Origin of the sequence: Alteromonas sp. C1M14 (genome assembly GCF_018860965.1) — a bacterium.
Lineage (GTDB): Bacteria > Pseudomonadota > Gammaproteobacteria > Enterobacterales > Alteromonadaceae > Alteromonas.
Window position 1 is genome coordinate 276,478 of record NZ_JAHKQF010000008.1, and the last position, 12,708, is coordinate 289,185.

General features: G+C 47.2%; 9 protein-coding genes. 3 read left to right on the top strand and 6 right to left on the bottom strand.

Features of this window, described 5'->3' with window-relative positions; genetic code table 11:
* Nucleotides 1-52 precede the first annotated feature (52 nt).
* The 6 genes from KO501_RS05910 to KO501_RS05935 all read right to left on the bottom strand — a co-directional run bounded on the left by KO501_RS05910 (nucleotide 53) and on the right by KO501_RS05935 (nucleotide 8,384).
* Nucleotides 53-1,279, bottom strand: coding sequence for an SO_0444 family Cu/Zn efflux transporter (locus KO501_RS05910; protein ID WP_216028724.1), 1,227 nt, complete (start codon nucleotides 1,277-1,279; stop codon nucleotides 53-55).
* Nucleotides 1,276-1,701, bottom strand: a complete 426-nt coding sequence (gene zntR / locus KO501_RS05915) for a Zn(2+)-responsive transcriptional regulator (protein ID WP_216028725.1) — start codon at nucleotides 1,699-1,701, stop codon at nucleotides 1,276-1,278. Before zntR ends, KO501_RS05910 begins: the two co-directional genes overlap by 4 nt.
* A 96-nt stretch (nucleotides 1,702-1,797) precedes the next feature.
* Nucleotides 1,798-2,652, bottom strand: a complete 855-nt coding sequence (locus KO501_RS05920) for a patatin-like phospholipase family protein (protein WP_216028726.1) — start codon at nucleotides 2,650-2,652, stop codon at nucleotides 1,798-1,800.
* A gap of 94 nt (nucleotides 2,653-2,746) precedes the next feature.
* Nucleotides 2,747-4,342 (bottom strand): ABC-F family ATPase, encoded by a 1,596-nt coding sequence (locus tag KO501_RS05925; protein WP_216028727.1) that lies wholly within the window; start codon nucleotides 4,340-4,342, stop codon nucleotides 2,747-2,749.
* Between the two features lie 352 nt (nucleotides 4,343-4,694).
* The gene (locus tag KO501_RS05930; RefSeq protein WP_216028728.1) at nucleotides 4,695-7,223 is read right to left on the bottom strand and encodes an exo 1,3/1,4-beta-D-glucan glucohydrolase; all 2,529 of its coding nucleotides are present in this window, start codon (nucleotides 7,221-7,223) and stop codon (nucleotides 4,695-4,697) included.
* A gap of 9 nt (nucleotides 7,224-7,232) precedes the next feature.
* Nucleotides 7,233-8,384, bottom strand: coding sequence for a sugar MFS transporter (locus KO501_RS05935; RefSeq protein ID WP_216029047.1), 1,152 nt, complete (start codon nucleotides 8,382-8,384; stop codon nucleotides 7,233-7,235).
* 297 nt (nucleotides 8,385-8,681) lie between these two features.
* Between KO501_RS05935 and KO501_RS05940 the strand changes: the two genes are divergently transcribed.
* From KO501_RS05940 to KO501_RS05950, 3 genes are read left to right on the top strand one after another with little or no spacing between them, the layout of a single operon-like run.
* Nucleotides 8,682-10,019: a GH1 family beta-glucosidase gene (locus KO501_RS05940; protein ID WP_216028729.1), complete on the top strand. Its 1,338-nt coding sequence runs from the start codon at nucleotides 8,682-8,684 to the stop codon at nucleotides 10,017-10,019.
* A 48-nt stretch (nucleotides 10,020-10,067) separates the two neighbouring features.
* On the top strand, nucleotides 10,068-11,078 hold the full coding sequence (locus KO501_RS05945) for a LacI family DNA-binding transcriptional regulator (protein WP_216028730.1): 1,011 nt from the start codon (nucleotides 10,068-10,070) through the stop codon (nucleotides 11,076-11,078).
* Nucleotides 11,071-12,642 carry a sugar porter family MFS transporter gene (locus KO501_RS05950; protein WP_216028731.1) on the top strand — a complete coding sequence of 524 codons (1,572 nt, stop codon included), beginning with the start codon at nucleotides 11,071-11,073 and terminating at the stop codon, nucleotides 12,640-12,642. The genes KO501_RS05945 and KO501_RS05950 overlap by 8 nt, the downstream gene beginning before the upstream one ends.
* The last annotated feature ends 66 nt before the right edge of the window (nucleotides 12,643-12,708 follow it).

A 12,708-nucleotide genomic window follows, 5' to 3' on the forward strand; every position in this document is an offset into this window, starting at 1 on the left:
GGTCAGTGTGATGCACAACACCGATTAGGTGTTGTGCATGTAACTAGGATCACTAATGACAAGATTGGGCAGAACTTTTAGCTGTGCCTGTGCCCTTGTTGAAGCTTTTTTGTAGATAATTTTTAATGATTAAACCCGCCAATACAATGCCACATAGGGTATATAAGTGGCCCACGGTCTCGCCGTGATGATGACCGCTAACAGGGTGAGCGATAAACTGGGTTAACGCAAAGGTATCGACAAGGTAGTTTAGCAAGTAGCCAAAGCCAATGCTGGCGCTGGTAATGCTGAAAATATACAAAATAAGGGCACGGCGGCCTAATTCTTTCCCTATCATTCCCATGGTAGACACATTGGTGGCTGGTCCTGCTAGCATGAACACCAAAATCGCACCGGGTGAGAGTCCTGCCGATAAAAAGCCCACAGCAAGTGGCGTGGATGCAGTGGCACAGATGTACATGGGCACGCCAATTACGGCCATCACCAACATGGCCATAAAGCCATCACCCCATTGGGTTAAGAAGGATGTCGGCACCCAGGTTTGAATTGCCGCGGCAAGAGCCAAACCGATAAGTAGCCATAGGGTAATGTCTTGCAGTAATTTACCGGTGGAAAATTGCAACAGGGTAGTGATTTTTGCACCCAAGGGCTTAGTGGCGCTGGTATTTTTAGGGCTGGATTTAGACGAACAGCAGCCGTCGGATTGGGCGGTATCGTTGGGAGCTTGCGTAGTTGCGCAAGAGGATACGGGGTTTTCCTTCGGCGCGGTACTGCAGCATGTGCTGGTGGCCATTGCAGGCTTAGCCGCACTTTCAGCACATTGATTGGTGTTTATTGCCGGGGCGTCTTGTTGTTTGCGTTCATCGGGCTCGGCAAAGAACTTAACCATTAGCCCAGTGTAGATGGCACTGAATATTGCAGCAACAGGCCGTACAATCGCAAACAGTGGCCCCAGCAATGCGTAGGATACTGACACTGAATCGACCCCCGTTTCTGGCGTTGAAACTAAAAAGGAGACCGTAGCGGGTTTAGACGCACCACTGCGACGTAAACCTAGCGCAGCGGGAATTACCCCACAAGAACAAAGGGGCAGTGGAGCTCCTATCACCGCGGCCTTAAAAATGGCGCCCACACTGTTATTACCCATGTGTTTTTGTAATAAAGATACAGGGACAAGTTCGTGCATGATCCCCGCTACCAATAACCCTAAGAGTAACCAAGGCGCCGATTCGATAAACAGGCCAATAAAGTTATCGAACAAAAGGGTAATGTCTGTCATAACGGGGTATCCGAGTTTAAAAGTTGCAAAATCGTACAATGCTGTGAACTGTGGGTGCCGCCGTCACAGGCGACAGCAAGTTGCTGTAAAGACTGGCGTATTTTGTCGAGTTCAGAAATCTTAGCAGAAACCTGTTCAATTTTATCCAAGGTGACTTGCTTCACTTCATCGCACGTATGGGCATCAGGGTGAAGCTTTAATGCCATTAATTCTGCTATCTCACTAAGTGTAAAGCCCACCGCTTTGGTGCGCTGAATAAAGCGCAGTTTTTCTAGCTCGTCCACACTAAACCAGCGATAGCCCGATGACGACCGCGTGCGAGGTGCAATGAGCCCTTTTTCTTCATAGAAGCGAATGGTGTCCACACTGACGTTAGCATGTTTTGCCAGTTCACCAATTTTGTATAACGGGGAATCTTTCATGGTGCAGACCTTAAACCCTAGAGTTAACTCCAGAGTCAAGTATGCACAAAGAAAAAAGGGAAAAAAAGTGATTTATGCAAAAGCATCGACAGGTTGCTAGTGGGTTTGTTGCAGTTGCCGGTGAAGTTTAGCCGGTAAGAAACGCATGGTGGTTTCGTAACCGGTGTCGAACAATACCTGCTTGTCATCGTTGCCGGCGTTGAAGTCAACCGCAGAGACTTCACCGGTATCCACCAAGATGGTACGTTGCCAGAATTCTGCGTGAACATATTCCCGCGACAGCGCAGACATAAATGTGCGAGCCAGTAATGTAAGGTAAAGGGGTAAAACAAAACGCCGCTGTTTGCTCAAGGATTCTTTCTTTTGCTTACTTTGCAAGCGAAAACAGACCGATAAGGTGCCGTCCTGTTGCCAATCACGGAACAACGCATCTTCAGATAAAATCGCGCCATCCACCAGTAACTTGTCTTCATAGGGGCGAAATGCAAAAACTAAGGGAATGGACATCGATGCGCGAACGGCTGCCGACACTTTAAGATCAGGAGTGGTCTCTTTGTCGAACAACACCGGGCCGCCACCGTTTACATCGGTAGCCAGAATATGCAAATGAATCGGTAAGGCTGCGAAGGTAACGCCTTCAAGAAGATCATCAAGCCATTTTTCGAAACGGTCCCCCGAGGCAAGACCACCTTCGCGAAGTAGTCGCCACAGGGAGAAATCGGCAAATTGACGAAAATCCGTTTCTAAGGCGAGGGACTTCATTTTATCTAACGTCACGCCCTTGGCAAATAGGGCCGCAATGATGGAGCCGCCGGACACACCCACAATGTGCTGGCACTCAATGTGCAAATCTTGCAGTGCTTGTAAAATACCAATATGGGCGGGAAGGCGGGTGCCGCCACCCGCTAAAATAGGCACGATATGCTTAGGATAAACAGAAGACTCTGACATGACAGTGTACTTAAACCAGACTTGCCATTGAGCTTAGTTCACCAACGCAGAATCTGACAACTCCATAGGGAGCTTTTGCCAGTGATTGCACGTTTTATGCTGCGCTTTCGCAATGGGCAAGGAATTCATCATAGGTGCCCTCAAATACATTGAGTTTGTTATTTTTAATTTCAATGATTTGGGTCGCCAATGTGGATACAAATTCTCGGTCATGGCTAACAAATACGACGGTTCCGTCAAAACTCTCCAACGCCATATTTAAGGCTTCTATGGATTCCATATCAAGGTGGTTGGTCGGTTCATCCATGATGATCACGTTGATGTCTTGTAACATTAATTTACCGAACAACAACCGGTTTTTCTCACCACCTGAACACACAGACACCTTTTTATTAAAATCGTCAGAACCAAACAGTAAACGGCCTAGCATGGCTTTAACTTGCAAGTCGTCATGCTTAGGACCTCGCCATTGTGACATCCACTCGAATAAAGTGAGATCGTTGGCAAATTCTGCTGAACTGTCTTGAGGCACGTAACCAACGGCGGCATTCTCAGCCCACTTCACGACCCCTTCTTGGGCGTCGATTTCGTTGGTTAGGCATTTCAATAAGGTGGTTTTACCGGCTCCGTTTTCGCCGATAATTGCCAGTCTTGAGCCGGCTTCAAGAAGTAAATTACCCTTGTCGAAAAGGGGTAAATCAGGATAGCTATGGCCTAATCCTTCAAGCGTAATGGCTAAGCGATGCAATTTTTTATGCTGTTTAAACTGAATATAGGGTTTGCGACGACTGGATGCTTTGATTTCTGTCAGTTCTATTTTCTCGAGTCGTTTAGCCCGTGATGTGGCCTGCTTGGCTTTTGATGCATTGGCTGAGAAACGGGCAACAAATTTTTGCAGTTCTTCAATTTCTGCCGATTTTTTTGCATTTTCTAGGTGTAACTGTTGTTGCGCCATAGCGGAGGCTTCGGCAAAGGCGTCATAGTTACCGGGGTAAATACGCAATTCGCCATAATCAATATCGGCCATGTGCGTACACACCGCATTGAGAAAGTGACGGTCGTGAGAAATAATGATCATGGTGGACTTGCGCTTGTTCAGCTCTTCAGCCAGCCAATTGATGGTATAAATATCAAGGTTGTTGGTTGGCTCATCGAGTAACAAAATATCAGGATCAGCAAATAATGCTTGGGCCAAGAGTACCCGTACTTTTTTACCTGGGGCCACTTCTTTCATGAGGCCAAAGTGGTAATGTTCTTCGATACCGGCGGCAAGTAGAATATCGCCGGCTCGGGCTTCGGCGGTATAACCGTCCATTTCAGCAAACTGGGTTTCTAAGTCTGCCACCCGCATGCCATCTTCTTCGCTCATATCCGGTTTGCTGTAGATGGCATCCCGCTCTTTTTTGACTTCCCATAACGGACTATCACCCATGATCACCGCATCGATGACGGAGTGTTCTTCAAAGGCAAATTGATCCTGATTCAGTATGCCCAGTTTGGTACCGGGCGCTAAAGACACATTACCTGCGCTGGGGGTGAGTTTGCCACTTAGAATTTTCATGAAGGTGGATTTACCGCAGCCATTCGCTCCAATTAATCCGTAACGGTTTCCATTACCGAATTTAGCAGAAATATTTTCAAACAGTGGCGATGAGCCAAATTGCATGGTGATGTTGGCAGTGGTAATCAAAACAAAATCCCGAATGTTAAAAGCAGAATAAAAAAAGCGCAGCATTAATGCGATGTGGCCGCGCAATATAAAGAATCAAGGGCGGTGTGTCGAGGAGTATTTGGTTAAAACAGCATCAGTTGTGAAATCTTTACCCGTAGGGGGATAATCTCGCAAGAACTGTAATCACTTTGTTAAAAATATACGCTTTTTACCTGGCTAAATGGATTGGCCCAAATGTGGCAAAATTTGGCAATGAGTGCCTTTGTTAACAGCAAAGGTAGGGTTGGCGAGAAATACCGACGAGCCGAAGTTCATCAATACTGGTGGCTAAAAGATGTGAGGACGCCATAGACATGGCGTCCTCTTTCTCTTATTGGGAGCAGCTGATGGTGGCTTGAGATGCCATTTTCGGAGTAAATTGAATATCTGCAATACTTAACGACGCTTTTGTTGCCGTTTTAAGCTCGAATGGGACAACTAGGCCCTGAAAGTCAATGCCACTATTGGCAAAGCAGGCAAGGTCGATACTCATAGAGGACCAACTTTCTGCCGGAAATGCTTGCAGTTCGGCACTAATATCGATTTGTGCTGCACAGCTACCTGGCGCATCGCCTTCACCCTCACAGCTCATACCAATGGTCAGGGGGCCAGTGATGAGAGAATGGCGATTAATCTTAAACGTTAGCGCTCCTTTCGCCACTTGTTGAGCGCTTAAGTCTTCTCGGAAAAAGCTCTTGCTGGCAAAACGCATGCTCGCTGATGCTGTTCCGTCGAAGGTAAGTTTACGGGCATCTTCTTGGATCTCTTTATCGACGGTGCGATATGTTAAGGCGCCTAGCGTATGCGTGTTGGCATTAACCTCTAAACTGTCATTCTGGGAGTGCAGCCACATTACCCAGGGCGCTTGAACGGTACCGGATAGCAGGTAAACAGGCTGATCATTGTTTTGTGCCTCAATGACGGTTTCGTCTAAATCGTCAGTCAGGACGTTCTCGTCGTTAAAGGTAAGCCCGAACCCGTAGGGAAGTAGCGGCGCATAATTCTCATCGCCCAAGTTTACGATTTGATTTGAAGTGGCGGGCCAAGAGAACGGTAGTTTTCCTTTAAAGTCTTGTTTGCCGAACAAGACATCAGAGACGGCTTTACCTTCAGAGCCAGGCAGCCAGGCCGCAACAAAGGCATCTGAGGCGTTCAATTCAGGGTTTACCCACATAGGACGGCCGCTAATAAATACAGACACCACCGGAATGTTTTGGGCTTTGAGTTTATGGAGTAAGGCAAGATCGCGCTTGCTTCCCCGTTGATAAATTAAGGTTTCTCGGTCGCCATGACCTTCGGCATAGGGTTCTTCACCGTATACCACAATGGCGACGTCAGGGGTTTGGGTAAATGTACCGTCAACGGACAAAGTTACCTGACCGCCTGCACCTTCCACCGCAGATCTTATGCCATCATAAATAGAGGTGCCGCCAGGAAATTCGGCATTGGTATTATTGGTGCCTTGCCAAGTTACCGACCAACCACCGGATTGTTTACCAATGTTATCGGCAGCGTCACCGGCTACTAGAACATGCTGGTTGCCATCAAGAGGTAACAGGTGATGTTTATTTTTCAGCAACACCAGCGATTCTCTTACGGCTTCTCTTGCCACCTGACGGTGGGCCTCGCTACCAATTAACTGGCGATTGCCAGAAAGGGGGCGGGCGGCTGGACTTGGTTTATCAAACAAGCCAGCGCGAACTTTAACGCGAAGAATACGGCGAACGGCGTCATCAATACGAGACTGGGCAATGATGCCCGCGTTCACTTGCGCAATGGTATTGTTGTACAGGGCTTTCCAGTCATCGGGCACCATAAAGATATCAAGCCCAGCATTGATGGCTTGGGCACAGCTTTCATTAGTACACCCTTTTACCTGACCGTGTCCGTTCCAGTCACCCACCACAAATCCATCAAAACCCATGCGGTCCTTCAATACATCGGTAAGTAGGTATTTGTGACCATGAAGTTTCTTCCCATGCCAACTATTAAATGACGCCATTACAGACTGAGCACCTGCGGTGAGGCCACCGACGTAACCTTGGGCATGGATGTCAAACAGAGCTTGTTCAGTGGCAATATTATTACCTTGGTCGTCGCCGCCGATAGTGCCGCCGTCACCCACAAAGTGCTTGACGGTGCTAATGACCCGTTGATCGCTAAGGAAGTCTTTATCTGCGGCACCCTGTAAGCCTTTTACCACCGCTGCAGCGTATTCACGCACCACCGCTGGGTTTTCTGAGTAGCTTTCGTAGGTACGCCCCCAACGGTCGTCCTGTACCACCGCCACAGTGGGAGCAAATACCCAGTCGATACCCGTAGCCATTACTTCTTGAGCGGTAATATGGGCGATTTGTTCCACTAAAGCCGGATTGTGAGCCGCGCCTAAACCGATATTGTGAGGAAATAAGGTGGCACCAATGACATTGTTGTGTCCATGTACCGCATCGGTACCCCACATGGTAGGGATGCTAGTGCCATCGACACTGTCGTCTACAGAGGCTTGATACATGGCTTCGGCTAATTGAACCCAATCGTCGGGCGTCGCATGTTTATTATTGTTAGGAAATGCGCCGCCACCATTTAAGTATGAGCCAAATCCATATTGGCGCATGTCTTCAACGGTAATATTACGAATTTCTGGTTGGATCATCTGGGCAATTTTTTGCTCCAGCGTCATGTGGCTTAGGATTGATTCCACACGCTGTTCCACCGCAGGATCCTTTTTCACCTCAATATTTAATTTGGGCCATATATCCCCATTGCGTTCGGCGCTGGATTTGTCTGTATTGATGTCTGGTCCAGCACAACCTGCAATGAGGGCGGCAGACACAAAAGATGCAAAGATTGTCGTTCGCATGATAAGTCCTTAATGAGTATTTGAGCGTGCTACGCGACTGCCGTACAGGCCATAATAGGCGATGTACAAGTAACAGGAGGCGGGCAATAAAAAGGAAAGGGTGACACCAACACTGTCTGCTAACATGCCTTGTAGCAAAGGAATGAATGCACCACCGACGATGGCTAAGCAGAGAATACCCGACCCATTAGGCGTGTCTTTTCCTAGCCCATGCAATGCCAGGCTAAAAATAGTGGGAAACATAATGGAATTGAATAAGCCTACCGCTAAAATGGTCCATAGCGCCACATCACCCGTGTTGGTCATAGAAATTAAAATAAGGGCAATAACGCAAAGGGCATTCACCGTTAGTACCAAGCCCCCAGAGACTTTTTGCAGTACCGCAGCACCGATAAACCTGCCAACCATGGCACCACCCCAATAGTAAGCGATGTAGGTGGCTGCTTTTGCTTCAGTTAAACCGGCAACATCATGTTGTGCTAGGTAATTAACTAGCATACTTCCTATCGCGACTTCTGCACCTACGTACATGAAAATGCCTAACGCGCCCAGTACTAAATGACGATGTTGTAACGCGCCTTTAAAACGTAATTGTTCTTGCTTGCCGCCCTGATGCAGAGCAGGTAGTTTAAGAAATAAGAAAATCAACGCGAGGGCGAATAAGGTGAAGGCCAAAATAAGATAGGGAAGTTGAACATCGGACGCACTGGCTTGGCCATGTTCACCGGTGGCGCCATAAATAAGAAACGAGCCGAAAAACGGGGCGACAGTGGTACCAAAGGAATTAAACGCCTGTGTCATGGTAAGGCGCGATGAAGCGGTTTTCGGATCGCCAAGTGCGCTAACGTAAGGGTTGGCGGAAACCTGTAACAAGGTAATGCCTGATGCCAGCACAAATAGGGCAATAAGAAAAATAGCGTAAATGCCACTGGCCGCTGCAGGGTAAAACAACAGGCAACCACAACAGGCTACACCTAAGCCCATCACAATTCCCCGCTGATATCCAATGCGGGACACCAACATTCCAGCGGGCAAAGAGACAATAAAATACGCGCTAAAAAAGCAAAATTGGATCAGCATTGCTTGGGTGAAGGAAAGGTTAAAGGCACCCTTAAGGTAAGGGATCAGTATGTCATTAAGACAGGTGATAAACCCCCACATGAAAAACAGAGTGGTAAGTGATATCAGCGCAAACCTGTAGTCACGGTTCTGATTATTTGTTGTGCCAATTGGCGTTTTAAGGTGTGCAGGTGTATCCACAAGATCCTCTCAGTTTCAAAATTACGCTATTAATGTTAAATTAACAATTGAAAGCGCTTACATTTAACATCATTATTTTGTAAGCGCTTACATTTTGCAAGCTATTTACACGAATTATTAACAAAATAACCGCCTGCGTGTAATTCTTTCTATAGAATTAGCGCAAAGAACAGCAGGCCGTTGCCATAAGGTTTTATCATGCAAAACATATCTCTGCCGGCAGATTCACCGCTGTTGTCAACAGAATTTATCTACGGCGTTGCCACCTCAAGTTTTCAAATTGAAGGGGATAGAGCGGGGCGGTCTGATAACATTTGGGATACATTTTGCGCCTTGCCAGCGGCCATCGAAGACGGTTCAAATGGTGATGTTGCCTGCGAACATGTAAAATTTTGGCAAAAAGATGTGGAACTGATTGCCGAACTCGGGGTAGATGCCTATCGTCTTTCGGTGTCATGGAGTCGGGTTATTCAGTCTGATGGCAGCGTCAACCAGCAGGGGTTGCGGTTTTACGTTAATCTAGTGGATGCGCTCGTGGCTAGAGGTATACAGGTTTTCGTTACCCTTTATCATTGGGATCTACCCCAAACCTTAGAGGATAACGGTGGCTGGTTGAATCGGCAGACTACAGATGCTTTCGCCTTTTATACTTCAGTAGTTGCGCAAGCTTTAGGAAATAACGTCACTGCTTATGCAACCTTAAACGAACCTTTTTGTTCGGCTTATCTAGGCTACGAAACCGGCATACATGCGCCGGGAAAAACCGGGGTTAAAAATGGGCGACAAGCGGCCCATCATTTGCTGGTGGCCCACGGTAAGGCCATGCAGGTGTTGCAAAAAGTTTGTCCAAATAGCAAGCATGGTATTGTATTGAATTTTTCTACCTGCTATCCCGCGTCAGGGTCTGCGGCCGACAAGAGGGCATCGGAATTTGCCGATCAATACCATAATCATTGGTACTTGATGCCCTTAATCGAAGGGCGCTATCCCGATGTTATCCATGATTTGCCCTTAGAGCATCAGCCTGATATTGCCCCTGGTGATATGGCGCTTATTCGTCAACCGTTAGATTACCTCGGTGTGAACTACTACAACCCCACTGATTACGCGGCTAATGAGCATGGCGAAGCGGTGGTTGTGCCTCCTAACGGTGTGCCAGTGACGGCCATGGGGTGGGAGATAAACCCCGCGGCTTTTACTGCATTATTGCTGGCGTTACACCAGCGGTATCAACTGCCGCCCCTTTATATTACCGAAAATGGCGCTGCAATGGAGGATCGTCTCGAACAGGGCGAAATTAAGGATGACTCTCGCATTGCGTATTATCATGCCCACTTAAATGCCGTGCATCATGCGGTGGTGGCAGGCGTTGATATTAAAGGTTACTTTGCCTGGAGCTTAATGGATAATTTCGAATGGTCGCTGGGGTATACCAAACGATTTGGCATTGTTTATGTTGATTACCCAACTCAACAACGTATACCTAAGCATAGTGCCAAGGCGTATCGAACCTTGTTAAAGACTAGAGCTAAATGAAAAATAACGGTACATTCCATTATCATGTTTAACGGTTAAATTCTTTTTATGGCAACCATTTACGAAGTATCAGAAGTCGCCGGTGTGTCACTGGCCACGGTGTCTCGGGTAATGAACGGCAACGCCAAAGTTAGCGATCGAACACGCCGTAAGGTGCTCGATGCCATGGCGTCTCTTGGCTACAAACCCAATGCCATTGCCCAGTCCCTTGCTTCAAATCGTACAAACAGCATAGGGCTGTTGGTGTCTGAATTACACGGTTCTTACTTCGGCGATTTGATGAGTACGGTAGAGCGTGTGCTCAAAGCAAATGGAAAACACGTGATTATCACCGCAGGCCATACCGATGAAAACACCGAACTTGAAGCCATCGATTTTTTAAAAAGTCGCCGTTGTGATGCCCTTATTGTGCATGCCGAAGCGGTTAGCGATGGGTATTTGCAAGATCTTGCGCAATCAGACGTACCTGTGGCGGTCATTAACCGTCAGGTTGAAGGGATCCCGTCTCACTGTTTTGTCGTGAATAACGAACAAGGGGGATATATCGCAGCTAAAGCGGCCATTGAGCAAGGGCATCGACATATTGGTTATGTTAGCGGGCCCATGTTGAAAAAAGATGCCCAAGATCGCCTTGCAGGTCATGTTCGCGCCCTTACCGAACAAGGCATTTCCCATGATGAGTCTTTAGTTTACGAAGGTGATTACCATGAGTCTTCTGGTCAGGCGGGATGTTTAGCACTGCTTGAGCAACACCCCCAAATAACAGCCCTAATTTGCGCAAATGACGAAATGGCCTTTGGCGCCATGACGGCTGCCCGAGAAGCGGGCCTGTGTGTGCCCGAAGATTTGTCTATTGTGGGCTTCGATAATGTACTTTTTTCCCGTTATCTGTTTCCAAAATTAACCACCGTTGAAAACCCCATTAGTGCCATGGGCGAAATGGCTGCGAACTGGATCCTCAAAGAAGTGTATGACCTAAAGTGCCCCCATCCTATTGAGCACCTTTTTGTGCCAACCTTAGTTGAGCGGGCGTCGCTTGGCAGGGCCCAGGATGCGTAGGTTATGCTCCCCCACGCTCTATTTTACTCTGATTGTATCGTTGGGAGGCTTTATTTTTGGCTTCGATGCCAGTGTGATTTCTGGTGCCATTGGGTTTATTGATAACGCCTTTGGTTTAACAGAGTGGCAACAGGGTTTTGTGGTGAGTTCACCAACGCTGGGGGCATTGGTTGCCATGATGGTCGCGGGGGTGATCAGTGACGGCATTGGGCGTCGGAAAACCCTGATTATCATTGCATTTTTATATCTCGTCTCGGCAATTTGCTCGGCCCTGGCAATCAATTATTGGATGTTGTTGGCCGCCCGCTTTATCGGAGGCATGGCATTTTGTTCTTTGATCATTGCACCTGTGTATATTTCTGAAATTAGTGCTCCAGAACATCGCGGGCGCATGGTCTCTGTTAATCAATTGAACATCGTGTTGGGTTTTGCACTGTCGTATTTTAGTAATTATTATTTTTTGCAATTAAGCCAACGTCAATGGGATTGGGTTAAGCACATAGGCATTGCTGAGCACCCATGGCGGTTTATGTTAGGTATGGAAGTGCTGCCTGCCGTGGTGTGGTTGTTATTGCTCTTCACTATCCCTCGTAGCCCTCGTTGGTTAATGCTAAAAAAGCGCACCGATGAAGCCGCTCAGGTAGTCAAACATCTGTTTACCCCAGAACAGGCCCAAGCACAATTACAAGGGATCCAGGCTTCATTGCATCAACAGCCGGGGCACTGGAAACAGCCCATGACTATGCTTGTTAGTAAGAGGATGCGCTTCCCATTAATCCTAGGGTTGATTTTAGCCATATCCCAACAGATCACCGGTATCAATGTGATTTTTTTCTACGCGCCCACTATTTTCGAACAAAGTGGCGTGGGCACCAATGCCGCCTTTATGCAGGCTATTTGGGTGGGGATTGTGAACGTGATTTTTACTATAGTGGCCATGGCTTGCATTGACCGCTGGGGGCGTAAACCTTTACTTATTACTGGTTTAAGTGGTGTCATTATTAGCATGTTAGTGTGTGCATATGGCTTTGCTCAGGCCCAATACCAGTTTGATAGCGCTGCAATGCCTGGCATCGGTGAAATTAACGAAGGGGTGTTAAGTAAACTGTATGGCATACAAGGGCAGGTGTATGAGTCTGATGTGTCATTTAAGCAAGCTTTATTGTCGGCGCTAGGTAAGCAGGATTACGATCAATACCATCATGCCATTCTCAGCGCGAGTATAAGCATGAATGCCCCTTTAGTATTGCTAGGCATCATTGCATTTGTGGCATCTTATGCCATTTCTTTAGGGCCTGTGATGTGGGCCATGCTGGCTGAAATTTTTCCAAATCAAACACGTGCATTGGCAATATCCTTGGTGGGCGTGGTCAATGCGTTAACCAGTTTTAGTGTGCAGTTTTTATTTCCTTGGGAATTAATGCATCTTGGTGCCGCTGTTACTTTTGCTATTTATGGTGGCTTTGCGGTGATAAGCCTGTTGCTTGTATTGACACTTTTTCCTGAAACAAAAGGGCGAACGTTGGAGCAAATTGAAAAAAATTTGCTCCATAAACAAATTTAACCGGCGATATGATAGCGCCCCAGCTATTCATTGAGGTAGAATTGCTCGATTAGTAATCATTGATGT